The organism is Actinomadura sp. 1N219 (assembly GCF_044326405.1).
In the GTDB taxonomy this organism is placed as follows: domain Bacteria; phylum Actinomycetota; class Actinomycetes; order Streptosporangiales; family Streptosporangiaceae; genus Spirillospora.
Genome location: NZ_JBIRAY010000010.1, coordinates 1 through 25,741, shown reverse-complemented (window position 1 = coordinate 25,741; position 25,741 = coordinate 1). Strand labels below are relative to the sequence as shown.

The 25,741-nt window shown below is 73.5% G+C and carries 26 protein-coding genes; 5 read left to right on the top strand and 21 right to left on the bottom strand.

The genetic code is table 11. From position 1 onward, the window contains the following. Positions 1 to 179 precede the first annotated feature (179 nt). Positions 180 to 611 (bottom strand): division/cell wall cluster transcriptional repressor MraZ, encoded by a 432-nt coding sequence (gene mraZ, locus ACH35V_RS27315; protein WP_131963293.1) that lies wholly within the window; start codon positions 609 to 611, stop codon positions 180 to 182. Positions 612 to 1,089: 478 nt separating this feature from the next. Here mraZ and ACH35V_RS27310 point away from each other — a divergent pair, with 478 nt between their 5' ends. From ACH35V_RS27310 to ACH35V_RS27300, 3 genes are read left to right on the top strand one after another with little or no spacing between them, the layout of a single operon-like run. Further along, a complete protein-coding gene (locus ACH35V_RS27310; protein ID WP_395977040.1) occupies positions 1,090 to 2,100 on the top strand; it encodes an AAA family ATPase in 1,011 nt (336 codons plus the stop codon). A 3-nt stretch (positions 2,101 to 2,103) separates the two neighbouring features. Beyond that, positions 2,104 to 3,408, top strand: coding sequence for a DUF58 domain-containing protein (locus tag ACH35V_RS27305; protein ID WP_395976350.1), 1,305 nt, complete (start codon positions 2,104 to 2,106; stop codon positions 3,406 to 3,408). After that, positions 3,405 to 5,897, top strand: a complete 2,493-nt coding sequence (locus ACH35V_RS27300) for a DUF3488 and transglutaminase-like domain-containing protein (RefSeq protein ID WP_395976348.1) — start codon at positions 3,405 to 3,407, stop codon at positions 5,895 to 5,897. The genes ACH35V_RS27305 and ACH35V_RS27300 overlap by 4 nt, the downstream gene beginning before the upstream one ends. Positions 5,898 to 5,983: 86 nt before the next feature. Here the strand turns inward: ACH35V_RS27300 and ACH35V_RS27295 are convergent, their stop codons facing one another. From ACH35V_RS27295 to ACH35V_RS27255, 9 genes are all read right to left on the bottom strand, one after another. Then, positions 5,984 to 6,403, bottom strand: coding sequence for a DUF3040 domain-containing protein (locus ACH35V_RS27295; protein WP_395976346.1), 420 nt, complete (start codon positions 6,401 to 6,403; stop codon positions 5,984 to 5,986). 147 nt (positions 6,404 to 6,550) lie between these two features. Then, positions 6,551 to 7,813: a DNA polymerase IV gene (locus ACH35V_RS27290; RefSeq protein ID WP_395976344.1), complete on the bottom strand. Its 1,263-nt coding sequence runs from the start codon at positions 7,811 to 7,813 to the stop codon at positions 6,551 to 6,553. Between the two features lie 10 nt (positions 7,814 to 7,823). Beyond that, positions 7,824 to 8,609, bottom strand: a complete 786-nt coding sequence (locus ACH35V_RS27285) for a methyltransferase domain-containing protein (protein WP_395976342.1) — start codon at positions 8,607 to 8,609, stop codon at positions 7,824 to 7,826. Positions 8,610 to 8,698: 89 nt separating this feature from the next. Further along, a complete protein-coding gene (nusB, locus tag ACH35V_RS27280; RefSeq protein ID WP_395976340.1) occupies positions 8,699 to 9,115 on the bottom strand; it encodes a transcription antitermination factor NusB in 417 nt (138 codons plus the stop codon). Between the two features lie 62 nt (positions 9,116 to 9,177). Next, on the bottom strand, positions 9,178 to 9,735 hold the full coding sequence (gene efp / locus ACH35V_RS27275) for an elongation factor P (protein ID WP_395976338.1): 558 nt from the start codon (positions 9,733 to 9,735) through the stop codon (positions 9,178 to 9,180). A 30-nt stretch (positions 9,736 to 9,765) separates the two neighbouring features. Next, positions 9,766 to 10,842 (bottom strand): M24 family metallopeptidase, encoded by a 1,077-nt coding sequence (locus ACH35V_RS27270; RefSeq protein WP_395976336.1) that lies wholly within the window; start codon positions 10,840 to 10,842, stop codon positions 9,766 to 9,768. A 179-nt stretch (positions 10,843 to 11,021) separates the two neighbouring features. After that, a complete protein-coding gene (locus tag ACH35V_RS27265; RefSeq protein WP_395977038.1) occupies positions 11,022 to 12,071 on the bottom strand; it encodes an LLM class F420-dependent oxidoreductase in 1,050 nt (349 codons plus the stop codon). A gap of 116 nt (positions 12,072 to 12,187) precedes the next feature. Next, complete coding sequence (locus ACH35V_RS27260; RefSeq protein ID WP_395976334.1) at positions 12,188 to 12,853, bottom strand: enoyl-CoA hydratase-related protein; 666 nt, start codon at positions 12,851 to 12,853, stop codon at positions 12,188 to 12,190. Between the two features lie 32 nt (positions 12,854 to 12,885). Further along, a complete protein-coding gene (locus ACH35V_RS27255; RefSeq protein ID WP_395976332.1) occupies positions 12,886 to 13,332 on the bottom strand; it encodes a PaaI family thioesterase in 447 nt (148 codons plus the stop codon). 106 nt (positions 13,333 to 13,438) lie between these two features. On the opposite strand from ACH35V_RS27255, the gene ACH35V_RS27250 reads away from it, so the two are divergent. After that, on the top strand, positions 13,439 to 14,014 hold the full coding sequence (locus ACH35V_RS27250; RefSeq protein WP_395976330.1) for a TetR/AcrR family transcriptional regulator: 576 nt from the start codon (positions 13,439 to 13,441) through the stop codon (positions 14,012 to 14,014). Here ACH35V_RS27250 and aroQ read toward each other — a convergent pair. From aroQ to ACH35V_RS27220, 6 genes are all read right to left on the bottom strand, one after another. Continuing rightward, a complete protein-coding gene (aroQ, locus tag ACH35V_RS27245) occupies positions 14,011 to 14,490 on the bottom strand; it encodes a type II 3-dehydroquinate dehydratase (RefSeq protein ID WP_395976328.1) in 480 nt (159 codons plus the stop codon). The genes ACH35V_RS27250 and aroQ overlap by 4 nt on opposite strands. Continuing rightward, positions 14,487 to 15,560, bottom strand: coding sequence for a 3-dehydroquinate synthase (gene aroB / locus ACH35V_RS27240; RefSeq protein WP_395976327.1), 1,074 nt, complete (start codon positions 15,558 to 15,560; stop codon positions 14,487 to 14,489). Before aroB ends, aroQ begins: the two co-directional genes overlap by 4 nt. Beyond that, the gene (locus tag ACH35V_RS27235; protein WP_395976325.1) at positions 15,557 to 16,069 is read right to left on the bottom strand and encodes a shikimate kinase; all 513 of its coding nucleotides are present in this window, start codon (positions 16,067 to 16,069) and stop codon (positions 15,557 to 15,559) included. The genes aroB and ACH35V_RS27235 overlap by 4 nt, the downstream gene beginning before the upstream one ends. Positions 16,070 to 16,084: 15 nt before the next feature. Then, positions 16,085 to 17,263 (bottom strand): chorismate synthase, encoded by a 1,179-nt coding sequence (gene aroC / locus ACH35V_RS27230; RefSeq protein WP_395976323.1) that lies wholly within the window; start codon positions 17,261 to 17,263, stop codon positions 16,085 to 16,087. Positions 17,264 to 17,325: 62 nt separating this feature from the next. After that, complete coding sequence (locus ACH35V_RS27225) at positions 17,326 to 20,301, bottom strand: glycine--tRNA ligase (protein ID WP_395977036.1); 2,976 nt, start codon at positions 20,299 to 20,301, stop codon at positions 17,326 to 17,328. A gap of 49 nt (positions 20,302 to 20,350) precedes the next feature. Beyond that, a complete protein-coding gene (locus ACH35V_RS27220) occupies positions 20,351 to 20,557 on the bottom strand; it encodes a hypothetical protein (protein WP_395976321.1) in 207 nt (68 codons plus the stop codon). Here ACH35V_RS27220 and ACH35V_RS27215 point away from each other — a divergent pair. Continuing rightward, positions 20,547 to 20,879, top strand: coding sequence for a hypothetical protein (locus ACH35V_RS27215; protein ID WP_395976319.1), 333 nt, complete (start codon positions 20,547 to 20,549; stop codon positions 20,877 to 20,879). The two genes, ACH35V_RS27220 and ACH35V_RS27215, sit on opposite strands and share 11 nt — an antisense overlap. On the opposite strand, the gene ACH35V_RS27210 is transcribed toward ACH35V_RS27215, so the two are convergent. The 5 genes from ACH35V_RS27210 to ACH35V_RS27190 all read right to left on the bottom strand — a co-directional run bounded on the left by ACH35V_RS27210 (position 20,863) and on the right by ACH35V_RS27190 (position 25,730). Continuing rightward, positions 20,863 to 21,561, bottom strand: a complete 699-nt coding sequence (locus tag ACH35V_RS27210; protein ID WP_395976317.1) for an SseB family protein — start codon at positions 21,559 to 21,561, stop codon at positions 20,863 to 20,865. The two genes, ACH35V_RS27215 and ACH35V_RS27210, sit on opposite strands and share 17 nt — an antisense overlap. 68 nt (positions 21,562 to 21,629) lie before the next feature. Then, a complete protein-coding gene (locus ACH35V_RS27205) occupies positions 21,630 to 22,736 on the bottom strand; it encodes a ring-opening amidohydrolase (protein WP_395976315.1) in 1,107 nt (368 codons plus the stop codon). 42 nt (positions 22,737 to 22,778) lie between these two features. Then, positions 22,779 to 23,741, bottom strand: coding sequence for a carbamate kinase (locus ACH35V_RS27200; protein ID WP_395976313.1), 963 nt, complete (start codon positions 23,739 to 23,741; stop codon positions 22,779 to 22,781). A gap of 84 nt (positions 23,742 to 23,825) precedes the next feature. Then, positions 23,826 to 24,965: a pyridoxal phosphate-dependent aminotransferase gene (locus ACH35V_RS27195; RefSeq protein ID WP_395977034.1), complete on the bottom strand. Its 1,140-nt coding sequence runs from the start codon at positions 24,963 to 24,965 to the stop codon at positions 23,826 to 23,828. Between the two features lie 159 nt (positions 24,966 to 25,124). Next, positions 25,125 to 25,730 carry a response regulator gene (locus ACH35V_RS27190; RefSeq protein ID WP_395977032.1) on the bottom strand — a complete coding sequence of 202 codons (606 nt, stop codon included), beginning with the start codon at positions 25,728 to 25,730 and terminating at the stop codon, positions 25,125 to 25,127. Positions 25,731 to 25,741 lie beyond the last annotated feature (11 nt).

Sequence of the window (25,741 nt, the reverse complement as noted above, 5' to 3'; positions counted from 1 at the left end):
CCCCTCCGGCGGCCTCGCCCGGCCAGGTCCCCATCCGCTGCCCTTGAGGAAGAACTCCGCGTGGATTCGCGGGGGGTCGCCGTCTGGCGCCGGGGAAGCTGCGCCAGCTGGCTCGGAGAGCGGCTGGAGACCTGGCCGAACGTGGGCCATAGCCGGTCATCGGACCGACGAGTCGTATCTCAGAGGATCCCTGGCAACACCTCCTCCGAGACGTCGGAGAACGTCTCCTCCTCCTGCTCCAGGTAGGTCTCCCACGCCTGCGCGTCCCAGATCTCGAGTCGCGTGTTGGCGCCGATGACCGTGCAGTCGCGGGTGAGGCCCGCGTACTTGCGGAGCGGCGGCGGTATGGTGACGCGGCCCTGCTTGTCGGGGACCTCGTCGGATGCGCTGGCGAAGAAGACCCGGCTGTAGCCGCGCACGGCCTTCTCGGTGACCGGTGCGGCACGCAGAGCCTCGGTTATCCGCTGGAACTCCGCCATGGGGAAGACGTACAGGCAGCGTTCCTGGCCCTTCGTGATCACCAATCCCCCCGACAGCTCCTCGCGATATTTCGCCGGCAGGAACAGCCGTCCCTTGTCGTCGAGGCGCGGCGAATGGGTGCCGAGGAACAACGGCCCCACCTCCCGCGCCGCATGGGGCGCACCTGCTCCCCACGGCGCCCCACTCTACTCCACTCTTCCCCACCGTCAACAATAAAAACACGTTCCAGAGGCCGATTCGGCCGACGAATCCGCAGTTCAGAGGGGGTGGGGCGAGGTGGGGGCGCGCGGCGCGCCCTCCGCGTGCCGCGGCGCCGGAAATGTCGTTCCGGCCGTTCGCTCGTTGAACGTCGCGGAGACGCCGGGGACCGGGTGGGGAGAAGTGGTGCGCCGCCGCGGGTCAGGACGCGGATCCCGTGGAGCACAATGGGCTCGCGTTCACCATGAACATCGCGGCGCGCCGCCCGACGACGTACTGTCGTTTGGGCGGACGCACAGAGCGCCGCACCGGCGCGTGAAAGGACCGGGCTCCGATGAGGGGTCGAACACACCGCGCGGCGGGACGGCTGAGGAGGGTTTGGTGGCAGTAGGAACGCACGGCGAGTCGTTCATGGAGACCGACCCCCCGGCATCCCACCCGGCCCGGCCCGGCGCCGGTGACGCGCCGGGCCCAGGACTCGAGGGCCTCGCGCAGGTCGCGAACAAGATCCGGGACGCCGTGGAGTCGGTGATCGAGGGCAAGCCCGCGGTGGTGCGGCTCGCCCTGACCGTGCTGCTGGCCGAGGGTCACCTGCTGATCGAGGACGTCCCCGGCGTCGGCAAGACGATGCTCGCCAAGGCGCTCGCGCGCTCGGTCGACTGCTCGGTGCGCCGCGTCCAGTTCACGCCCGACCTGCTGCCCAGCGACATCACCGGGGTCAGCGCCTACAACCAGGAGCTGCGCGAGTTCGAGTTCAAGCCCGGCCCGGTGTTCGCCAACATCGTCGTCGGCGACGAGATCAACCGCGCGTCCCCGAAGACGCAGTCCGCGCTGCTGGAGTGCATGGAGGAGCGCCAGGTCACGGTGGACGGCACCACCTACACGCTGGAACCGCCGTTCATGGTGATCTCCACGCAGAACCCGGTCGAGATGGAGGGCACCTACCCGCTGCCGGAGGCGCAGCGCGACCGGTTCACCGCCCGCATCTCGATGGGCTACCCCGACCCGGCGGCGGAGCTGGAGATGCTGGAGACGCACGGGGAGACGTCCCCGCTCGACCGGCTCACCCCCGTCGCGCACGCGGCCGACGTCCGCGACCTCATCGAGGTGGTGCGCCGCCAGCACGTGTCGGCGGCGGTGCGGCAGTACGCGATCGAGCTGGTCGCCGCGACCCGCGGCCATCCCGAGCTGCGGCTCGGCGCGTCGCCGCGGGCGACGCTGCACCTGGTGCGGGCGGCGCGGGCGTACGCGGCGCTGGACGACCGCGACTACGTCGTCCCCGACGACCTGCAGGACCTCGCGGTGCCCGTCCTCGCGCACCGGCTGCTGCCGACCGCGGAGGCGCAGGTCGACCGGCGCCGTCCGGAGCAGGTCATGGCGGACCTGGTGAAACGACTGCCGGTGCCGTCCCACGGGAAGTGACCGTTGAGACGCGCGCTTGCCGGCCTCACCACGCGCGGGCGGTCCTTCGTGGCCGCCGGCGCGACCGCGATCGTGTGCGCGTTCGTCCTCGGCGAGCGCGACCTGCTGCGCGCCGGGGTGCTGGTGCTGGCGCTGCCTCTGCTGTGCACGCTCGCGGTGTCGCGGACCCGCTACCGGCTGGCGTGCGCGCGGCGGCTCGACCCGCCGCGGCTGCCGGTCGGCCAGGAGGCCCGCGTCGACCTGCGGCTGGAGAACGTGTCGCGGATGCCGAGCGGGCTGCTGATGGTGGAGGACCGGGTGCCGTACGCGCTCGGCGGGCGGGCCAGGTTCGTCCTCGACCGGATCGAGTCGCACGGCAAGCGCCAGCTCGGCTACCGGATCCGGTCCGACGTGCGGGGGCGCTTCCGGGTGGGGCCGCTGACCGTCCGGCTCGCCGACCCGTTCGGGATGGTGGAGCTGGTCCGCTCGTTCAGCCTGTCGGACACGCTGACGGTGACGCCGGCGATCCACCCGCTGCCGTCGGGGCGGCTGTCCGGGGCGTGGACGGGCGGCGGTGACAGCGTCGCCCGGGCGGTGTCCGCCGCGGGCGAGGACGACGTGACGCCGCGCGAGTACCGGCACGGCGACGACCTGCGCCGCGTCCACTGGCGGTCCACGGCCCGGCACGGCGAGCTGATGGTGCGGCGCGAGGAGCAGCACTTCCAGAGCAGCGGGACGCTGTTCCTCGACACCCGCCGCGCCGCGCACTGGGGCGACGGCCCCGGCGGGACGTTCGAGCAGGCCGTGTCGGCGACCGCGTCCATCGGGGTGCACCTGGTCCGGACGGGGATGAACCTGCGGTACGTCACCGACGGGGGCGAGGCGCTGCCGGCCGCGCGGGCCGACGGGACGTTCGAGGGCCTGCTGCTGGACGCGCTGGCGGTGGCCCGCCGGTCCAAGAAGCGTTCGCTGTCGGCGGGCATGGCCGCGCTGCGCGGCCGGGCGGGCGCGACGCGGGAGGGCGACGGGCTGGTCATCGGGGTGTTCGGCGTCCTGTCCGAGGACGAGGCGCGCTCGCTCGCGGCCGTCAGGCGCGGCACCGGGACCTGCGTCGCGGTGCTCGTCCTGGGACGCGCACGCGCGACGGCGAACGGCGCCGCCGCGGCCGGCACGGACACGGCCGGCACGGCCGGCACGGCCGCCGGGCCCGCCGCGCTGCTGCGGGCGGGCGGCTGGCGGGTGGTGATCGTCCGGTCGGCGGCGGAGCTGGCCGGGGCGTGGGCGCAGGCCGGGCGGACCGGCGACGACTTCGTCAGGGACGGCTCATGAGACTCCGGATGACCCTCATGGCGGGGCTGGCGACGCTCGCCGGCTCGATCGGCCTCTACCCGCTGTTCGAGTCGGGCGGCTGGTTCTGGGCCGGGGTGGGCGCGGTGCTCGCGGTCGCCGGCGGGGGCGTGCTGGCGCGGCGGCTGCGGCTGCCGGCGGCGGTGAACCTGCTGTTCGGGCTGGCCGGCCTGCTGCTGTACCTGAACCTGGTGTACGCGTCCGGCCAGGCGTGGCTGGGGGTCATCCCGTCGCCGGAGTCGGTGGGCCATCTCGGCGGCCTGGCCGACAGCGGCTGGCGGGCGGCCAACCGGTACGCGGCGCCCGTCCCGGTGCTGCCGGGGATCGAGCTGATGACCGCCGCCGGGATCGGGCTGGTCGCCGTCCTGGTCGACCTGCTGGCCGTGCGGCTGCGCCGCGCCGCCCCGGCCGGGCTGCCGCTGCTCGCCATGTACAGCGTGCCCGCCGCGGTCCGCGAGGACGGCGTCAGCTGGCTGGCGTTCGGCGTCGGCGCGCTCGGCTTCCTCGCGCTGCTGATGGCCGACGCCCGCGAGCAGGTCGGCGGCTGGGGCCGGACGGTCACCTCGTTCCGGCAGCGGGAGGTGCCGCTGGCGGGCGCCGACCCCCGTCCGGACGAGGGGGCCGGGCTGCCCGACGCGGCGGCGCTGGCGGCGTCCGGCCGCCGCATCGCGGCCGGGGCGGTGGCGATCGCGGTGCTGGTCCCGGTGGCCGTGCCGGGGCTGCAGCCGCGCGGCATGTTCGGCCTCGGCGGCGACGGCAGCGGCGGCACGCAGACGGTGACGACGCCCGACCCGCTGGTCAGCCTGAAACGGGAGCTGACCCGGCTGGACGACTCGATCGTCCTCACCTACCGGACGAACGACCCGGAGGCTCCCGACTACCTGCGCCTCTACGCCCTCGACAAGTTCGAGGGCGACCGGTGGACCTACACCCAGCTCGACAGCCATCCCAGCGACCGCCTCGACGAGCGCGACCTGCCGTCGCCGCCGGGGCTGTCGGTCGCGTCGTCCCGCGAGGTGACGACCAGGGTCCAGGTGCGGCCCGAGGTCAGGGACATGTCGTTCCTGCCGGTGCCGTACGCCCCGTCCGACGTGTCGATCAGCGGCGACTGGCGGGTGGACGAGCGCTCCCTGATGATCTACTCGCTGCGCGACTCGGCGGACGGGCGCGCCTACACCGTCACGAGCCGCCGCGCGGAGCCGACGATCGGGCAGCTCGCCGCCGCGGGCAACCACCCGGCCGAGATCGTGTCGCGCTACACGGCGGTGCCGAAGAACGTCCCGCGGGAGGTCAGGCAGCTCGCGGATCAGGTCACGGCCGGGTCGGCGACGGCGCTGTCGCAGGCGGTGCGGCTGCAGCGCTGGTTCACCCTGTCGGGCGGGTTCACCTACGACCTGTCCGCGCCGGCACCGAAGCACGGCAGCGACCTGGTCGACTTCCTGCTGCACAGCAAGCGCGGCTACTGCGAGCAGTTCGCCGCCTCGATGGCGCTGATGGCGCGGATCCTCGGCATCCCGTCCCGGGTGGCGATGGGCTACACGTCGGGCAGCGAGGTCCGTCCCGGGCAGTGGGTCGTCCGGTCGCGGGACGCGCACGCCTGGCCCGAGCTGTACTTCGAGGGGACCGGGTGGGTGCGCTTCGAGCCGACGCCGTCCGGCGCGGGCGGGCAGGGCACCGCCGCCACCCCCGAGTACAGCCTCCCCGCGACCTCCGGCGGCGGCAGCGAGGGGAGCGAAAGCGCGCCAGCGCCGGAGACGTCGTCGCCGACCGACAACCAGGCACCGGCGCCGCAGCCGTCCGCCCGGGGCCGCAACGACACGGGCGAGACCGGCGGCGCCGCCGCGCAGGACGACGAGGACGGCGGGTTCTCCGCGGCGCCGTGGCTGGCGGGCGCGGTGCTGATCCTGCTGCTGCTGGCCGTCCCGATGGCGCTGCGGACGTTCACCCGGCGGCGCCGCTGGGCGGCCCTGATCTCGCCGTCGCTGTCGCCGTCGCGGACCCGGACCGGGCCGGGGCCGGGGGCGCCGCCCGGCGCGGCCGCCCGGGCGCCGGCGCCCGATCCCGCGGGCGCCGCGCACGCCGCGTGGCGGGAGATGCGGGCGGACGCGCTCGACCACGGCCTCGAATGGCGGGCGAGCGACTCCCCGCGCGCCACCGCGCGCCGCCTCGGCGAACTGCTGGAGCTGGACGACGAGGTCGCGCAGGCGCTCACCCGCATCGCCCGCGCCGAGGAGCTGGCGCGCTACTCCCTGTCCCGCTCCCCCGAGCCGCCGGAGCGGCTCCGCGCGGACGTCCGGACGGTCCGGGACGCGTTCGCCGCGTCCGTGGGCCGCGGGACGCGCTGGCGCGCCCGGCTGCTGCCGCCGTCGACGATGGCGCAGACCCGGAACACGCTCCAGTCGGCCGGGAACCGCGCGCTGGACGCGACCGCCCGCCTCAACGACCTGCCCGCCCGCCTCCGCCGCAAGTAGGACCCGGGACCGAAAACCCCTGGAGACGCGTTCGTCCCGGCCCGCGCGGAAACTGCCCGCGTACGGCCGGGACGTTCAGGAAGGGGTCAGTCGCCTTCGGTCCTGCGGCGCCAGCGCTCTTCCATGCGTTCCATGAAGCCCGCCTTGGCCGGCTTCGACTGCCTCGGCTGCCCGGGCTGCCTGCCACCACCACCGGCGGCGGCCGCGGCCTCGTTCCCGATGCCGGTCATGCGCTTCCAGCTCGTCAGCGCCCAGACGCAGCAGACCACCATCAGCAGGAAGCCGGTGACGCTCACCGCGATGGTGGCCGTGCCCGCGTTGATCACGAGGCCGGCCATCAGGGCGCCGACGCCGACGACGAACCCGAAGGCCGCCTTGACGATCCGGCGCTTGTAGTGGACCTGTGGGCTGGTCGAGCGAACCGCGTGAGCGAACTTCGGATCCTCGGCGTACAACGCCGATTCGATCTGTTCGAGCATGCGCTGCTCGTGCTCAGAGAGCGGCACGGCACCTCCCAACGACAGCCCCGCGGCGGGGAGTCCGATGCAGGACGCGAACCTCAACGGTGATATGCCCAGAATACGAGCACTGTGCCGCACACGAAAGCAGACGGCCCCTCAAGGGCCCGGCGGCGGTCACCTCACAGCCTTCTCTCATGGTGTTCCGTCCCTGCCGTCACGTCCGTCGCCGTCCTCGCGCCGGACCAGCGCGGCGGGGCGGACCGCACCGCGGCCGAACCGGTGCGCGACCTGGTCCATGGCTCGCTCGGCCTCACGCCAACCGCGTTCCGGCTCGTCGAAGGCGAGCTGGCGGGGGGCCGCGCCGGCGGGGCCCAGGTTCTCCACCCGGACCCCGACCAACCGGAGTCGTACCCGTTCCAGCCCGGCCCCCTCATAGAGATCACGGGCTGTGACATAGATCACACGAGCGAGATCGGTGGGCTCGGCGAGGGTGCGCGCCCGCGTGATCGTCTTGAAGTTCGCCATCCGTAGTTTGACGCTCACCGTCCGCCCCGCGTTCCCGCTGGCCCGAAGCCTGGCGCCGACCCGCTCGGCCAGCCGCAGCAGCTCGCGGCGGATGATCTCCGGGTCGTCGACGTCGGTGTCGAACGTCTCCTCGGCGCCGATGCTCTTGTCGGGCGTGTGCGGGACGACCTCGCGCGGATCACGTCCCCAGGCCAACTCGTGCAAGTGGGCGCCCACCGCGTTGCCCAGCTCCCGCTGCAGCGCGCTCAGCGGCACCTGGGCGAGCTGCCCGACCGTCCGCAGGCCCAGCCGGGTCAGGGTCTGCTCCGTCCGCTCTCCGACGCCCCAGAGGGACGCGACGGGCAGCGGGTGCAGGAAATCGACGACGCCGTCCGCGGGCACGACGAGCATCCCGTCGGGCTTGCAGCGCGTCGAGGCCAGCTTCGCGATGAACTTGGTGCTCGCGACGCCCACCGAGCAGGTGATGCCCTGCTGGTCGCGGACCTGCTCCCGGACGCGCTGCGCGATCGCGGCGGGCCTGCCGAGCCGCCGCCCCGCGCCCGCCACGTCCAGGAACGCCTCGTCCAGCGACAGGCCCTCCACCAGCGGCGTGACGGAACGGAAGATCTCGAACACAGCCGCGGACACGCGCGAGTACTTGCCGTGGCTCGCCGGAAGGACGACGGCCCGCGGGCACAGCCGCCGCGCCCGCGTCATCGGCATCGCCGAGTGCACGCCGAACGAGCGGGCCTCGTAGGACGCCGCGGACACGACGCCGCGCGGCCCGGCCCCGCCGACGACGACGGGACGTCCCCGCAGCTCGGGCCGCTCCAGCAGCTCGACGCTGACGAAGAACGCGTCCATGTCGACGTGCAGGATGTGGCAGCCGGTGTCGTCGGCGGGCGGACCGGGCTGCGGCCCCGGCCGATGCAGCTGCTGTTTGCGGCTCACGGGTTCGTTCCTACTCGGCCGGCTTGTCGGCCACCAGATGCAACTGGGTGGCGAGATCCCGCAGGACGGGATGGACGGCCGCGACCGACTCCAGCGCGATCATGGCGTCGGCGGAGCCCGCGTCGCCGTCCAGCATGCCGGACGGCACCAGGTCGGCGAAGATCCGGACGCCGTGCAGCTCCGCGACCCGCAGGCCGGAGCCGCGCACCAGCGCCGACAGCGTCTCCCGGGTGAACCGGCGGGGCATCCGGTCGCCCTCGCCCCACCGCCCGGACGTCCCGGTCAGCACCCGGCGGGCGTCGTCGAAGTGCCCGGCCAGCGCGCGGTGCAGCGCGGCGGCGATCTGCCCGGCGACGAGGACGCTGACCGAGCCGCCGGGACGGACCGTCCCGGCCATCGCGGCCATCGCCGCGCCGGGGTCGTCCACGTACTCCAGGACGCTGTGGCAGAGGACCAGGTCGGCGGCGTCCGGGCCGAGCAGGTCGGGCAGGTCGACGGCGTCGCCCTGCACCGCGCGGACCGTCACCCCGGACTCGGCGGCGCGGCGCTCCAGCGCGGCGAGCGCGTCGGGGTTGGCGTCGACGACGGTGACCCGGTGCCCGAGCTCGGCCAGCGGCACGGCGAACCCGCCGGTGCCGCCGCCGACGTCCACGACCTCGCTCCGCCCGGCCTCGGGCGCGATGCGATCGAGCACGGCCCGCAACGCGTCCCACAAGACCGCACTGCGCACACGACTGCCGCCTCGCACCCGTTTCTGCTGCCGGCCGGTCACCGCCACTCCCCTGACGTCGCTCATCGGGGCCCACCCTAGCCGCCCGAGGCCCTCGGACGGACACTGGCCGACAACGCCGTTACACGACGGCTACCTGCGGGAGCGCGCTGACGTCACAGGGAGAGGGAGGGCTTGAGTTGCTGGAGGCGGGAGAGGAGGCCGTTGACGAAGCGGGGGGACTCGTCGGTGGACAGTTCGGTCGCCAGGGCGACGGCCTCGCTGACGGCGACGCCGTCGGGGACGTCGTCGACCCAGAGCAGCTCGTAGGTGCCCATCCGCAGGATGTTGCGGTCGACGACCGGCATCCGCTCCAGGGTCCAGCCGGTCGCGTAGGTGGCGATCAGCTCGTCGACGCGTTCCCGGTGCTCCTGGACGCCCTCGATCAGCCGGACGGCGTGCGGGAACTCGGCGAGCTCGTCCTGGTTGGGGCGGCCCCGTGCGGCGAGGACGGCCGTCGGCTCCTCGTCCCGCAGCTCGGCCGCGAAGAGTATGTCGAGTGCGAGTTTGCGTGCCTTGGTGCGTGCGCTCATGCGGGCTTCCTGTGGAGGGCGACCCCCCACACCCCCCGGTTCGCTTCGCTCATTCCCTCGCCTCAGCCGCGGCCGAGGTAGTCGCCGGAGCGGGTGTCGACCTTGACCTTCTCGCCGGTGGTGATGAACAGCGGCACCTGGATCTGCGCGCCGGTCTCCAGGGTGGCGGGCTTGCTGCCGCCGGTGGAGCGGTCGCCCTGCAGGCCGGGCTCGGTCTCGGTGATCTCCAGCACGACGGCGGCGGGCAGCTCGATGTAGAGCGGGTTCCCGTCGTTGAAGGCGATCACGGCCATCTGCTCGGGGAGCAGGTAGTTCGCGGCGGTGCCGACGACGGTCTCCGGGATGTGCGGCTGGTCGTAGGTCTCGGTGTCCATGAAGACGAAGTCCTCGCCCTCGCGGTAGAGGTACTGCATCTCCCGCTTGTCCACGCTGGCGACGTCCACCTTGGTGCCGGCGTTGAACGTCTTGTCGACCACCTTGCCCGACAGCACGTTCTTGAGTTTGGTGCGGACGAACGCGCCGCCCTTGCCGGGCTTGACGTGCTGGAACTCCAGGACGGTCCACAGCTGGCCGTCGAGTTTCAGCGTCATGCCGTTCTTCAGGTCGTTCGTCGTCGCCACTGCGTAGTTCTCCCGTCGCGGCCCGCGCGCCTAGAGGACGAGCAGGTCCTTGGTGGTTGTCGTGAGGAGCTCCGGGCCGCCGGGGCGGACCACGAGCGTGTCCTCGATGCGGACCCCGCCGCGGCCGGTGAGGTAGACCCCCGGCTCCGCCGTGATCGGAACCCGGTCCATCAGCTTACCGGTCTTGTCGTACCCCATGAGCGGAGCCTCGTGGATCTCCAGGCCGACGCCGTGGCCGAGCCCGTGGGCGAACGCGTCGCCCTGCCCGGCGGCCTTGATGACGTCGCGGGCGGCGGCGTCCACGTCCTTCGTCTCGGCGCCGGGGGCGGCCGCGTCGATCCCGGCCAGCTGCGCCCGGTGGACGAGGTCGTAGACGTCGCGCTGCCAGCCGGCGGGCTCGCCGATCGCGACGGTGCGGGTCATGTCGGCGTGGTAGCCGCCGTACAGGGCGCCGAAGTCCATGGTGACGAGGTCGCCGGGCTGGAGCTCGCGGCCGCCGGGGCGGTGGTGCGGGACGGCGCCGTTCGGCCCGGACGCGACGATCGACTCGAAGGCGGGGCGCTCGGCCCCGAGGTCCACCATCGCACGTTCGAGCGCGATCGCAACGGCCCGCTCGGTGACGCCGGCGCGGATCTCGGGGAGGACGGCCGCGAACGCGCGGTCGGTGATGGCGCACGCCTCCCGCAGCAGCGCGATCTCGTCCTCGTCCTTGACCAGGCGGAGCTCCTCGACCAGGTGCCCGAGCGGGGTCAGCTCGACCTCGGCCTTCTCGGCGAGGGCGGCGTGGTGCTCGACGGTGACGTCGTGGGCCTCGAAGCCGAGGCGGCGGTGACCGTCCGCGGCGGCGCGGGCGGCCAGCGCCTCCGTCACGAGCCTGTTGACGACGATGGGCAGTTCCGGGCAGACCCGTTCGGCCGTCCCGGCGTACCTGCCGTCGGTGGCGAGCACGGCCGGGCCCTCGGCCGGGACGAGCAGCGCGGCCCGCGAGCTGTCGAGGCCGGTCAGGTAGCGGATGTTGACGAGCCTGGTCACCAGCAGGGCGTCGGCGTCGTGTCCGGCGACGAGCGCGGCCAGCCGGCGGCGGCGCGCGGTGTGCGTCTCCCCCATGTGGTCCGACTCTAGATCACGGTCCGGGCGGGTGGGGAGGCCGTCCGCGCGGGATCACAGAACATGAACAACCCTCGACTTTTGCCGCGGGGCGGTCTAGCGTGATCGGCGGTGTGAGCCACCCGGTGGGCGGCGTGCCGGGGCGCCTGCGGCACGCCGCCCGGCCACCGGCCGCGCCTTCACAGGTCGGCGGCCATCTCCTTGACCTTCTCGATCAGCGCGAGCCGGCTCTTGTGGTCGCCCGCGATCGGCGACACGTTCAGCGTCGTGACCCCGGACTCGCGCATCGCGGCGAGGCGCTCCCGGACGTGGCCCTCGGACCCGATCAGCGACATCTTCTCCAGCAGCTCGTGCGGGACCTTGGCGGCGGCCTCGTCCTTCTTGCCGGCGAGGTAGAGGTCCTGGATCTCGTCGGCCTCCCGCTCGTAGCCGTACCGGCGGGCCAGGTCGTTGTAGAAGTTCCTGCCCTTGGCGCCCATGCCGCCGATGTAGAGCGCGGCCATCGGGCGTCCGAACTCCAGGAAGCCCTGGACGTCGTCGCCGATGGCGAGCGCGGCCTGCCCGACGACGTCCAGCTCCCCGAGGGCCGGGTCGCGGCGGGCCCTGCCGGCGGCGAGCGGCTCGCCCCAGACGTCCTTGGCCTTCTCCGGCATGTAGAAGATCGGCTCCCAGCCGTTGGCGAGCTCGGCGGTCAGCTCGACGTTCTTCGGGCCGATCGCGGCGACGAAGATCGGGATGTCGGCGCGCACGGGACGGTTGATGAGCTTCAGCGGCTTGCCCAGCCCGGTGCCCCGGTCGGCGGGCAGCGGCACCGTGTAGTGCCGGCCGTCGTGCTCCAGCCGCTCGCGCCGCCACACCTTCCGGCAGATCTCGATGATCTCGCGGGTGCGGCCGAGCGGCGCGGTGTAGGGGACGCCGTGGAAGCCCTCGATGACCTGCGGCCCGGACGCGCCGATGCCGAGCGTGAACCGGCCCTCCGAGACGAAGTCGAGGCCGGCGGCGGTCATCGCCGTCAGCGTCGGCGTCCGGGTGTAGATCTGCATGATCCCGGACGCGATCTCCAGCCGTTCGGTCTTGGCGGCGATGTAGCCGAGCTGGCTCACCGCGTCGAAGCTGTACGCCTCCGCGACGAACACGACGTCGAGGCCGGCCTTCTCGAAGTCGGCCAGTTCCTCGACCGTCCGCCGGAAACCGGCGTCGGAATAGCTGAGCGACATCCCGATGCGCATCGGCGTTCCCTCCATGAACCGAATCTGATTCCAGTCGACGGTAACCTACGCGCGGCCGAGCGGACGCGCCGGGGCCGCCGCGGGCCGCGGCAGGCGCCGCGGGACGGGCGCGGAGGTCAGCCCAGGGCCGGGCCGTTCAGGGCGTCCAGCGCCGTCCGGTACATGTCGGTGCGGATCTTCGCCACGATCCGGCCGTCCTTGCCCGCCAGGGACGCGGCCAGCGCGACGGCGGCGGGCAGGACCTCGTCCGCGGCGGCCGTCCGCCGGACGATCCCGGCCGACAGCGCCTCCTCCGCCGTGTACCGGCGTCCGGTGATCATCGCCTCGTGCGCGACGGCCTTCGGCAGGCGCGACCGGATCAGCGCGTCCATGCCCGGCGTGAAGCTCATCCCGAGGTCGACCTCGGGCAGGCAGAAGTAGCCGCGGCCGGTCCGCATGACGGCGAAGTCGTGCGCGAGCGCGAGCATCGCGCCGCCCGCGAACGCGTGCCCGTTGAGCGCCGCGACGGTGGGCATCGGCAGCGACAGGATCCGCGCGTAGAGGCCGTGGACGCGGCGCAGGTAGTCCTCGAACCGGTCCGGGTTGGCGCCGAGCCAGTCGAGGTCGAGGCCGTTGGAGTAGAACTTGCCGGCGCCCACGGTGACGAGGGCGCCCGGCCCCTCGTTCTTCTCCACGGCGCCGAGCGCGTCCTCGGCGGCGTCGAGGAAGCCGGGTCCGAAGCGGTTCTCGCCGTCGTCGAACCGCAGGACGTACACGTCTCCGTCGCGCTGGAGGTCGATCACGAGGGTCTCCTTCGTCCGTGCCCGAGACGACCTTACTCGCGAGTAGGGGGCGGGAAGACCATGCAGGTGGTGGTGCCGTGCGCGACGAGCTTGCCGTTCTCGTTGTGGACGCGTCCCTCGGCCGTGGCGAGCTTGCGTCCGACATGAACGGTCGTGCCCTCGCATACCAGCCGGCCGCCCTCCAGCGGCACCGGACGGACGAAGTTCACGCTCAGCTCCAGCGTCGTGTAACCGGCGCCGTCCGGCAGCGCGGTGTGCACGGCGCAGCCCATCGCCGAGTCGAGCAGCGTGGACATGATGCCGCCGTGGACGATGCCCAGCGGGTTGCTGAAGTCGGAACGCGGCGTGAGGGCGAACACCACCCGTCCGGGCTCCAGGGACTCGGCCGTCATGCCGAGCAGGGCGCCGATGCCGTACCCCTGCTCCATGCCCTTGTCGAGCAGTTCCCTCAGCTGCTCAAGGCCGGCCGTGGTCTCCATGCCCCGCACCCCCTCCGGTCGGTATGACGTCCGTCATAGCCAACCATTCCTATGACAGACGTCATGGTCAATGCGGGGTGCCTATGATGAATGTCATAATCGGGGCATGGGGACCGACAGCCGGGAACGCATGGTGCGCAGCGCCGCCTACCTCTTCCGCGAGCGCGGATACAGCGGCACCGGGTTCCGCGACGTCATCGCGCACAGCGGCGCGCCGCGCGGGTCGATCTACCACCACTTCCCCGAGGGCAAGGCGCAGCTCGCCGAGGAGGCCGTCCGCTACGCCGGCGACTACCTCAACGCCGGGATCCTCGCCGCCACCGAGGGCGGCGACGCCGCGTCCGCCGTGGACGCGTTCACCGGCTGGTGGCGGCAGGTCCTGATCAAGAGCGAGTTCCGCGCCGGCTGCCCCATCGTCGCCGTCACCGTGGAGAGCCACGACGACGCCCCGCAGCTCGCCGCGGCCGCGGCGGCGGCGTTCGACCGCTGGCGCGACACCCTCGCCACCGGGCTCGGCAACGCCGGCGTCCCCGACGACCGCGCCGCCCGCCTGGCCCGCCTGATCCTCGCCGCAGTCGAGGGCGCCACGATCCTGTGCCGCGCCCACCGCGACGTCGCCCCCCTGGACGACGTCGTCACCGAGCTCAAGGACCTGACCCGCCAGGCCGTCCGGGAGACCTAGCCCTCCCCGGAGCCCTCCCCGGAGCCCTCTCCGGACTCCTCGTTGATCAGGTCGGCGATGGCCTGGAGGGCGAGGACGTACGAGTTCGCGCCGAATCCGGCGATCGTGCCGGTGGCGACGCCCGCGACGACGGACGTGTGGCGGAACTCCTCGCGCGCGGCCGGGTTGCTGATGTGGACCTCGACGAGGGGCGCGGTGCGCTGGGCGAGGGCGTCGCGCAACGAGTACGAGTAGTGCGTGAACGCGGCCGGGTTCACCACCAGCGGGACGCGCCCGTCGGCGGCCTCGTGCACCCAGCGCAGCATCTCGGCCTCGTCGTCGGTCTGCCGGACCTCGACGTCCAGGTCCAGGCGGCGGCCGGTGTCGCGGCACAGGGCGGCGATGTCGTCGAGGGTCGTCGTCCCGTACACGTCGGGTTCGCGGACGCCGAGCCGCCGCAGGTTCGGGCCGTTCAGGACGAGCACGCGGGTCGTCATCGGGAGACCTCCCGGTAGGCCGCGGCGAGCAGCGCCTCGTCCGGGCCTTCGAGGCGGCCGGGCTCGGCGACGCCGTCCAGGACGACGAACCGCAGCGTCGAGCCGCGCGACTTCTTGTCGATGGTCATCGTGGCGCGCAGCCCCGCCCAGTCGGCGGCGTAGGACACCGGCAGGCCGACGGACGTGAGGATGTCCCGGTGCCGCTGGACGACCCCGGCGGACAGCCGTCCGGCGAGGCGGGCCAGTTCCGCCGCGTACACCATGCCGATGGCGACGGCGTGGCCGTGCCGGAAGCGGTAGTCCTCGGCCTTCTCGATGGCGTGCGCGAGCGTGTGCCCGTAGTTCAGGATCTCCCGGAGCCCGCTCTCCCTCAGGTCGGCGGACACCACGTCCGCCTTGACCTGGACGGCGCGTTCGACCAGCTCGCGGGTGTGCGGGCCGTCCGGGGACGCGGCGCCCGCCGGGTCGTCCTCGACCAGCTCCAGGATCTTCGGGTCGGCGATGAAACCGGCCTTGATGATCTCGGCGAGCCCGCTGACGTAGTCCTCGCGCGGCATCGTGACCAGCGTCGTCAGCTCGCACAGCACGCCCGCGGGCGGGTGGAACGCGCCGACGAGGTTCTTGCCCTCGGGGATGTTGATGCCGGTCTTGCCGCCGACGGCCGCGTCCACCATGCCGAGCAGCGTCGTCGGGACGAGCACGGCCGGGACGCCGCGCAGCCACGACGCCGCCGCGAACCCGGCGAGGTCGGTGGTGGCGCCGCCGCCGACGCCGACGACGGCGTCCGTCCGGGTCATGCCGTGCCGGGCGAACGACGACCACAGCCCGGCGAGGACGCCGGTCTCCTTGGCGGCCTCCCCGTCCGGGACGGGCAGCGCGTGCACGGTGTATCCGGCCTGCTCCAGCGCCCAGCACACCGGGCGGGCGATCTCCGGCAGGCCCTCGGCGTGGACGACGGCGACCGTCCGCGCGCGCTCGCCGACCATGCGGGGCAGCTCGCCGAGGACGCCCGTCCCGATGACGACGTCGTACGGGTCGGGCCCGCCCACGTGCACTCGCGACTGCGTCACGCCGCGCCTTCCAGCGCCTTCGCGATCTCCTCGACGATCTCGCCGGGTTCGCGGCCGTCGGTGTCGACCTGGATCGTGCCGAGCCGCTCGTAGATCGGCAGGCGCTCCTCCAGCAGCTTGCGCATCTGGCTGCGCGGATTCAGCACGAGCAGCGGCCGCGCCGACGCCAGCCCCACCCGCTTGATCGCCTCGGACAGCCCGACCCGCAGGTAGACGACGGCGTGCCCGGCGCCGAGAAGCTCCTGCGTCTCCTCCGCCAGGACGGCGCCGCCGCCGAGCGCGACGACGCCCTCGTGCCCGGCCAGCGCCGCCGCGACGGCCGCGCGCTCCAGCTCGCGGAAGCGCTCCTCGCCGTCGTCGATGAAGATCTCGCCGATCGGCTTGCCCGCCGCGGACTCGACGTCGGCGTCGGTGTCGCGCAGCGGGACGCCGAGCCGGTCCGCGAGCGCGGCGCCGATCGTGGTCTTGCCCGACCCCGGCGGGCCGATGATGACTGCCTTCGGTCGCATTTCAGCGGATCCAGTTCACTTGATCGTCAGCGAGGACAGGTATCCCCGCAGGTTCCGGGCGGTCTCCTCGGCGGAGTCGCCGCCGAACTTCTCCAGGGCCGCGTCCGCCAGGACGAGCGCGACCATCGCCTCCGCGACGACGCCGGCGGCGGGCACGGCGGTGACGTCGCTGCGCTGGTTGATCGCCTTGGCGGGCTCGCCGGTCTTCACGTCGATGGTGTCGAGCCGCCGCGGCACGGTCGAGATCGGCTTCATCGCGGCCCGGACGCGCAGCGCCTCGCCGGTCGTCATGCCGCCCTCGACGCCGCCGGCCCGGTTCGTCCGGCGGCGGACGCCCTCGGGCGTGCCGTCGATCTCGTCGTGCGCCCGGGACCCGGGGCGGCGCGCGGTGGTGAACCCGTCGCCGAGCTCCACGCCCTTGATCGCCTGGATGCCCATCAGCGCCCCGGCGAGCCGCGCGTCGAGCCGCCGGTCCCAGTGGACGTGGCTGCCGAGGCCCGGCGGCAGCCCGTAGGCGATGACCTCCACGACGCCGCCGAGCGTGTCCCCGGCCCGCTTCATCTCGTCGATGTGCGCGACCATCGCGGCGGACGTGTCCGCGTCGAAGCAGCGCACCGGGCTCTCGTCCACGCGGGCGAGGTCGCCGGGCTCGGGCAGGACGCCGTCGGGCGCCTCGACCTCGCCGAGCGCGATCACGTGGCTGAGGACGTCCACGCCGAGGGCCTGCTTGAGGAACGCCTTGGCGACCGTGCCGAGCGCGACCCGCGCCGCCGTCTCCCGCGCGCTCGCCCGCTCCAGGACGGGCCGCGCGTCGTCGAAGCCGTACTTCTGCATGCCGACGAGGTCGGCGTGGCCGGGCCGCGGCTGCGACAGCGGAGCATTGCGCGCCTGCGCCCCCAGGACGGCGGCGTCCACAGGGTCGGCCGACATGACCGTCTCCCACTTGGGCCACTCGGTGTTGCCGACCTCGATCGCGACCGGGCCGCCCTGCGTCGTCCCGTGCCGGACGCCGCCGACGATCGTCACCTGGTCCTGCTCGAACTTCATCCGGGCGCCCCGCCCGTGGCCGAGCCGCCGGCGGCGCAGTTCCTCGGCGATGTCCGCCGAGGTCACGCGCACACCGGCCGGCAGCCCCTCCACGATCGCGGTCAGGGCCTGGCCATGGGACTCCCCCGCGGTCAACCAGCGCAGCATGCCCTGATCCTATTGAGTCCGCGGCGTCCCCCGTGACGGCGGCTTCGTCATCGGGATGCTCACTAGGCGATCTCGCGCCAGTCGAGTACGGGCGCGACGCGGTCCCGGACGGCGGCGAGGAAGCCGAGCCGGTTGGCGCGCAGGGCAGGGTCCTCGGCCATGACCATGACGTCTTCGAAGTAGGCGTCGATCGGGGCGATGAGGGCGGTCGCCGCCGCGTAGAACTCCGGCAATGACGGGTCGTCGGGAAGCTCGGCCTGGACGGCGGTGAACGCGGCGGCCAGGGCGCGCTCGGCGGGTTCGGCGAAGAGCGCGGGATCGTGGCCGGCGGCGGTCTCGTCCGGGACGATGCGCAGGACGCGCTGCAGCGCGGTCGTGAGCTGCTCGAACCGGGACGAGCGGAGAAGTCTCACCAGGTCGGCGGCCGCCTGCGCGGCGCGTACGGGCGTGCCCGCGTGCGGCAGGACGGCCCGGACCACGTGCACGGGATGGCCCTCGTCCAGGAGGTTCTGCTCCAGGCGGCGTGCGACGAACCGCGCCGCCTCCGCGAGCGCGCCTGGCGCCGCGTCGACGGGCTGGTGACGGGCGGCGACGGCCAGGCCGTCCTCGACGGTGATCGGCGCGAGCCGCGGGACGGCCCGCAGGATCGCGGTCAGCGCGAGCGCCGCGCGGCGCAGGCCGAACGGGTCGGAACTCCCGGTCGGCGCGGACCCGACGGCGAACAGGCCCGCGAGCAGGTCGAACCGGTCGGACACGGCGAGGAGCGACCCGGCGATGGTCGCGGGGAGCGCGTCCCCCGCCGAGCGGGGCAGTTCCATCTCGTAGAGGGCCTGCGCGACGGGCTCGTCCTCTCCGGCGCGGCGCGCGTACTCGCGGGCCATCGTCCCGGCGAGGCTCGGCAGCTCGATGACCATGGCGGACGCCAGGTCGAACTTCGCCAGCCCGGCGGCGCGCCCGGCCGCGGCCCGCTCAGCGGCGGTGAGGTCGAGCCGTCCGGTCAGCTCGGCGGCGATCGCGGCGATGCGGGACGACCGGTCGCCCATCGAGCCGAGGCGCTCGGTGAACGTGAGCCTGCCGAGGCCCTCCTTGATCTCCTCGGGGGTGCTCCGCAGATCCTGGTGGTAGAAGAACGAGGCGTCCTCGTAGCGCGCGCGGAGAACGGCCTCGTTCCCGGCCCGGACGGCGTCGTGGTCGCATTCGCCATTGGCGACCGTGATGAAATGCGGGAGGAGACGGTTCACGGACGTGCGCACCGGCAGGTACCGCTGGTGCTTCCGCATCACCGTGGTGAGGATCTCCTCGGGCAGCTCCAGATACTTCTCGTCGAACGAGCCCAGGATCGCGACGGGCTCCTCCACGAGGTTGACGATCTCTTCGACGAGATCGTGTTCCGCGTCGAGGTCGACGGCGCCTCCCCGGCGGCGGGCGAGGGCGGCGGAGTCCTCGATGACGCGCGACCGGCGGCGGGACGGGGCGGGCTCGATGCCGTGCTCCCGCAGCGTCGTGACCAGGGACGACGCGTCCGGCACCGCGACGCGCGGCTCGGCGGCCGTCCGGTGGACGTGCGTGGCCCGGCCCGCCGTCAGGCCGGAGACCGTGAACGGGATCTCGTGGCCGTCCAGGAGCGCGAGCAGCCAGCGGATCGGGCGGGCGAACGACAGGCCCGGCGCGTCCCACCGCATGTTCTTCCCCGCGCGCAGCCCGGTCACGATCTCCGGGAGCAGCTCGGCCAGGACCTCGGCGGCGGGACGTCCCGCCACCGTCCTGACATGCCCGGCGTGCTCTCGGCCCGACACGGTGACCGTCCGGACGTCCGACACGTCGATGCCCTGACCCCGCGCGAACCCCAGCAGCGCCCGCGTCGGCTCCCCCGACCCGTCGAAGGCGGCGGCGAGGCGCGGCCCCTTCACGACCTGCTCGGTGTCGGGCTCTCGGGGCTCCAGGTCGCGGACGAGCACGATGATCCGGCGCGGCGTCGCGCAGGCGTCGAGCGAGGACGCGTCCGTGGCCAGGCCCGTCCGCTCCAGCCCGGCCAGGAGGCGTTCCGCGACGTCGTCGGCCGTCCGGGCGACCTCGTGCGGCGGCAGCTCCTCGACGCCGATCTCCAGCGCGAACGTGCCGGGTGCCGCGATGTCCGGCAGCGCGGCCGGGGCGGCGACGGCGGCCGGACGCGTCGCGGCGTCGCCCAGCGGATGCCCCAGTTCGGCGCGCCGCTCCATCCACAGCGCGGCGACCTCGTGCGCGAGGCCCCGCATCCGCGCGAACGCGCGGGCCCGCTCGGTCGTGCCGATCGCGCCGCGCGCGTCCAGGACGTTGAACGTGTGCGAGCACTTCAGCACGCAGGAATGGGCGGGGACGGGCAGCCGCGCGTCCAGCATCCGCCGCGCCTCCGCCGCGTACGCCTCGAACAGCTCCCGGTTCGCCGCGATGTCGGCGTCGTCGAGGTAGTAGCGACTCATCTCGTACTCGGCCTGCCCGAACGCCTCCCCGTAGGAGATGCCGGGCGCGTACTCGATGTCCTTGAAGTGGGAGACGCCCTGGAGCGCCATCAGGATGCGCTCCATCCCGTACGTGATCTCGACCGACACCGGGTCGAGGGTCAGGCCGCCCGACTGCTGGAAGTACGTGAACTGGGTGATCTCCAGGCCGTCCAGCCAGACCTCCCAGCCGAGCCCCCACGCGCCCAGCGCGGGCGAGGCCCAGTCGTCCTCGACGAACCGGACGTCGTGGGCGCGCAGGTCGACGCCGAGCGCGGCGAGGCTGCCGAGGTAGAGGTCCTGCGCGTCGCCCGGCTCCGGCTTGAGGATCACCTGGAACTGGGTGTGGGTCTGCAGCCGGTTCGGGTTGTCGCCGTAGCGGGAGTCGTCCGGGCGGACGCTCGGCTCCGCGTAGGCGACCCGCCACGGCTCGGGGCCGAGGACGCGGAGCGCGGTGGACGGGTTGAGCGTCCCCGCGCCGACCTCGGTGTTCATCGGCTGCGCGACGAGGCAGCCGCGCCCCGCCCAGTAGGCGGTGAGGCGGATCAGGGCGTCCTGCATGGTCAGCACGGGGATCTCCAAGGTCGGCGGGACGACAAGCTTAGAAAGCTCAGCGTCCGCGACCTCGCTCGATCGCGATCCGCACCGGCGACGTCTCGGGGAGCGGCCCGGACGGGACGAGCGGCGGCTGCGCCATGAACCGGGGCCGCGTGCCGCGGTGCGGCTGCGCGGCGTGCACCAGGAACGGGTGGCACAGGTAGACGTCGCCCGCCCGCCCGGTCGCGAGCCTGACGGGACGCCGCTCGGTGGCGGGCACCGCGCGGCTCCCACGCGCCCTTCCCGACGACGGCGTCGAACGCGGCGTGCAGGCGGGGCGCGTTCACGGCCTCCCGGAACGGCTCCTGGGCGTGGTCGCCGAGCCGGACGACCGGTCTCGTCCAGGTCGCCGGATCGTCCGGGTCGCAGCCGGTGTCGCGCCAGAGGATGTCGCGGCAGCGCGCCGCGAGCCGTGGCGAGAACGCCTCGTCGACGCGGACGAAGCCGTCCTCGACGAAGGCGCCGGTGTCGATGGATGGCATCGCCCCAACCTGGCAGGCGGGCCGGGGGCGACGCCAGCGAATATCAGGCGCGGCGGGTGACGCTGAGTTCGACGCCGCCGACGATGTGGCCGCGGAGGAGTTCGGCGAGGCGGTCGGAGACGCGCTGGACGGTGCGGCGCTCGTCGTGGCCTTCGACGACGGCGAACCGGACGGCCAGTTCCGTCGACTCGCCCTCGGTGACGCGGACGCCGCTGACGGACTGGTCCGAGCCGAACGCGGCCTCGACGGCGGCGAGGACGTCCGGGTCCTCGTGCGGGGGCGGGACGGGTCGGCCCTCGGCGAGCAGGTGCAGGCGCAGGCCGTCCACGGCGAACGGGACGGGGCCCGCCACGTCCACGACCAGGGCGTCGGCGCCCTCGTCCAGGGCGGCGCGGCACGCGTCGCCCGCGCGGATCGGCACGGGGCGGGCGTCCTGGCGCCACGCCTGCATCGTCTCGGTGCAGGTGAAGCCGAGCACGCCGCGCCGCCCGTCGTCGCCGATCAGGGTCGGCAGCGCCATGTCGCTCGACTTCTCCCGGCGGAGCTCGCCGGGCTCGGCGTCCTCCTCTTCGGTGAGGACGGCGACGATCGGCACCAGCAGCCGCACGCCCTGGAGCCGCCGCAGCACGACGTGCGCGCCGACGCGGCCGACGGCGTACCCGGCGAGGGCCTCGCAGAGCCGCGGGTCGGCGCCGCCGTCGTCCTCCGGGAACTGCGGTTCGGGAATGGTCAGTCCGGACACGGCAGGAAGGCTATATCTTCCGGCGACTGCCGTGGGTGCCGATTCGGATACTCTCCGTTTCGCTTTCGTCAGCCGAGGTCGGCGATGGCCGCGACGGTGCCGCCGCCCGACGGCCCCTGATGCACGGCCGCGACGGACACGAACACCGCCGGATCGCCCGTGACGGACGCCGCGACTCCGCCGACGCACGCCTTGATCTGCCGGTGCCAGTGCACGTCGGAGTCGTCCAGCATGATGTTGCGGCGGCCCCGGACCGAGCCGGACGGGTCGGCCTCGCACTTGATGAACACGTTGACGAGCCGGTCGCCCAGGTCGGACGTGCGGGGGCGGTCGGGCAGGCCGAGGCCGGTCGAGCGGACGGCGTCCCAGATGCCGTCGGCGTCGAGGGCGTCCTTCATCACGCCGTGCCCGGCGCGGTACCGGCCGCCGATGCCGCGGACGTTGCCGACCACGACGATCTGCGCCCGGTCGAGCTCCACGCCCGACGAGCAGGACGCCACCGACGAGTACAGCGACAGGTCCTTGTGGATCTGCGCGGCGGACGGCGGCTCGACCTCGCCGAGCGCGACGGCGATGCCGAGCGCGGTGGTGGAGTTGGAGATGTCCATCGACTTGAGGGTGTCCTCGGTGACGACGTCGCGGCCGCGCGACTTGGCGTCGTTGATGGTGTCGAGCGTCAGCAGCGGCGTCTTCGTCTGGACGTAGTGCACGTCGGCCGGGTCGTCGATCCCGGCGGTCTTCATCGCCTCGCGGACCCCGGCGGCGACGGTCTCGACCATCGCGGGACGGCCGATGTCCTCGGGCCGGATGACGTCGCTCATCGCGACGCCGACGGACAGGCGGGGCTCGTCCGTCCTGGGCGCGGTCGCGGGGTCGACGGTGGCGAACACGGTGGCGTGCGGGCTGAGGACGCCGTCGGTGCCGCCCGACCACACCAGCGGGACGCGTCCGACCTCGTCCGCCGGGCGCGTGCCCTTGGCGATCAGCACCTCGCGGAACGCCCGGTCGGCCAGCAGGCGGGTGTAGTCGTTCACGCCGCCGTTGCCCTCGGTCTTGCCGACGACGGCGAGGACGCGGTCGGCGTCCAGGACGCCGTCGTCGATCAGCCGGGCCAGCCCGGACGCGTCGGTCACGCTCTCGATGGGGATCTTGCGGACTTCGATCGGATCGGGCACGTCATCGCTCCTCAGCTGCTCTGTTCGACTCTCTACCCCGGGTCACGCCTCGATGATCGTCCCGGCCTCGCCGCGCGTCGCCTCGCCGAGCCGGGCCAGCGACGCGATCGCCGCGCGCCGCCCGCCCGCCGCGACGAACCGCCGCACCGCCTCCACCTTCGGGCCCATGCTGCCGCCGGCGAAATGCCCGGCGGCGGCCAGCTCCGCCAGCTCGCCGGGGGTCGTGCGGCGCAGCGGGCGCGCGTCCGGCGTCCCGAACCCGGCCATCGCGTACTCCACGTCGGTCGCGATCACCAGGGTGGACGCGCCGAGCCGCCGCGCCAGCAACTGCGCCGCGAGGTCCTTGTCGACGACGGCCTCGACGCCGCGGAGCGTGCCGTCCACGCGGGCGACGGGCACTCCCCCGCCGCCCGCCGCGACGACGACGTGCCCGGCGTCCAGCAGCAGCGCCGCCGCGTCGGCGTCCAGGATCTCCAGCGGCTCCGGCGACGCGACGACCCGCCGCCAGCCCCGCTCGCCGAACGGCCGCCACACCTCACCGCGCGCCATCGCCCGCCGCGCGTCCGCCTCCGGGAAGTAGCGGCCGATCGGCTTGGCGGGGGCGGCGAAGCCGGGGTCGGACGCGTCCACCAGCGTCCGCGTCACGACCGTGGACACCGGACGCGCCGCGCCCCGCCCGGCCAGCGCCCGCTCCAGCGCGTTCATGATCATCACGCCGACGGTGGCCTGGGTCTGCGCGCCGCACCAGTCCAGCGGGACGGGCGGCACCACGCCCGCCGCGAGCTGGTTCTTGATCAGCAGGTTGCCGACCTGCGGGCCGTTCCCGTGCGTGAGCGCGACCCGCGCGCCCGCCGCGACCAGGTCCGCCACCGGGCCCATCGCCGCCTCGATCGCCGCCGCCTGGGCGTCCGGCGCGGCGCTGCCGTCCGGTGCGGTCATGGCATTGCCGCCGAGCGCGATCAGGACCCGCTCACCGTCGAGCGCGCCCCCGCCGTTCCAGCTCACAGGCCGAACGCTAGCCCGGCCCGGCGTCCCGCTCATGGGCGAATTCCGCCCAACGGCCGCCGCTTCTTCGGCAATCCGCGCCGATCAGCGGAGGCGGGCGAGGCGTTCCACGGCCTCGTCGATGACCTCGTCCTTCTTGCAGAACGCGAAGCGGACGAAGTGCGCGCCCGCCGCGGCGTCGTCGTAGAACACCTGCGTCGGGATCGCGACGACGCCCGCCTTCACCGGCAGCGCCCGCGCCAGCGCCATGCCGTCGGTGAAGCCCAGCGGCCGGATGTCGGCCTGGACGAAGTAGGTGCCCTGCGGCCGGTACGTGCTGAACCCGGCGGCCTCCAGGCCGGTGATGAGCCGGTCGCGCTTGGCCTGCAGCAACTTGCGCAGCTCCTCGACCCAGGGGATCTCGTTGGCCAGCGCGTACGCGGCGGCCCGCTGGTAGGGGGCGCTGACCGCGTAGGTGAGGAACTGCTTCACCGTCTGGACGGCCCGGACGTACGGCGCGGGGGCCGTCACCCAGCCGGTCTTCCAGCCGGTGACGGAGAACGACTTGCCCGCGGACGACACCGACACCGTCCGCTCGCGCATGCCGTCCAGCGTGGCGATGGGGATGTGCTCTGCGTCGTCGAAGGTCAGGTACTCGTACACCTCGTCGGTGATCGCGACGAGGTCGTGCTCGCGGCAGACGGCGGCGATGGCCTCCAGCTCGGCGCGCGTGAACACGGTCCCGGCGGGGTTGTGCGGCGAGTTCACCAGGATCGCCTTGGTGCGGGGGCCGACCGCGGCGCGAAGCTCGTCGGGGTCGAACGTGAAGCGCCCCTCGACCGGACGGAGCGTGACGGGCCTGCGCACCGCCCCGGCGAGCGCGATCACGGCGGCGTAGGAGTCGTAGTAGGGCTCGAAGACGATGACCTCGTCGCCGGGCCCGGCCAGTGCCAGCACCGATGCGGCGATGCCCTCGGTGGCTCCCACGGTGACGAACACCTCGGTCGCCGGGTCGTACGACAACCCGTACCGCGCATGGCGCTGCGCCGACACCGCCTCCCGGAGCACTGGCAGTCCTGCCCCCGGAGGATATTGATTGTCTTCCGAACGGATCGCCTCAATCGCAGCGTCCAAGACGGCCTCCGAAGGACCGCTGTCGGGAAAGCCCTGGCCGAGATTGATCGACTTGGTGCGGACGGCGAGCGCGGACATCTCAGCAAAGATCGTTTCGCCGAATTCCTGCATACGGTGCACCAGTGGCTCAGTCACGCCGTAAGCCTAATCGTGCTCCCCGCGTGCGCGGGGAGCACGGCCCGTCGTCGTCGGGCAAACCCTGTCCCAGTGGACCATCCCCGCGTGCGCAGGGAGCATCGCGGAACGAAGTTTAATGGTCGCAGAGAGTCGTCAAATCCAGCCCATGTCGCGTGCGGCGCGGACGGCGGCGAGGCGGTTGGATTCGCCCAGCTTGGTCATGGCGGTGGAGAGGTAGTTGCGGACGGTGCCCTCGGAGAGGTGCAGCTGGGACGCGATGCGGGCGGTCTCGGCGCCCGTGCCGGTCAGGCGGAGGACCTCGCGTTCGCGGTCGGTCAGGGGGTTGTCGCCGGCGGCCATCGCGCTGGCGGCGAGCTCGGCGTCCAGGTAGCGGCCGCCGTCGTGGATCTTGCGGATGGCGGCGGCGAGCTCCTGCGTGGGGGCGTCCTTGGCGACGAAGCCGCGGACGCCGGCGGCCATCGCGCGGCGCAGGTAGCCGGGGCGGCCGAAGCTCGTCAGGATGCAGATCGAGCAGCGGGCGCCGGACGCGGTGAGCCGCTCGGCGACGGTGAGGCCGTCCGCGCCGGGCATCTCGATGTCGAGGACGGCGACGTCCGGGGCGTGCTCGGCGACCGCGGCGGCGACCTCGTCCCCGCGGCCGACCTCGGCGACGACGTCCAGGTCGGGTTCCAGGCCGAGCAGCGCGGCGACGGCGCCGCGGATGAGGTGCTCGTCGTCGGCCAGCAGGACGCGGATCACGCGGTCCTCCC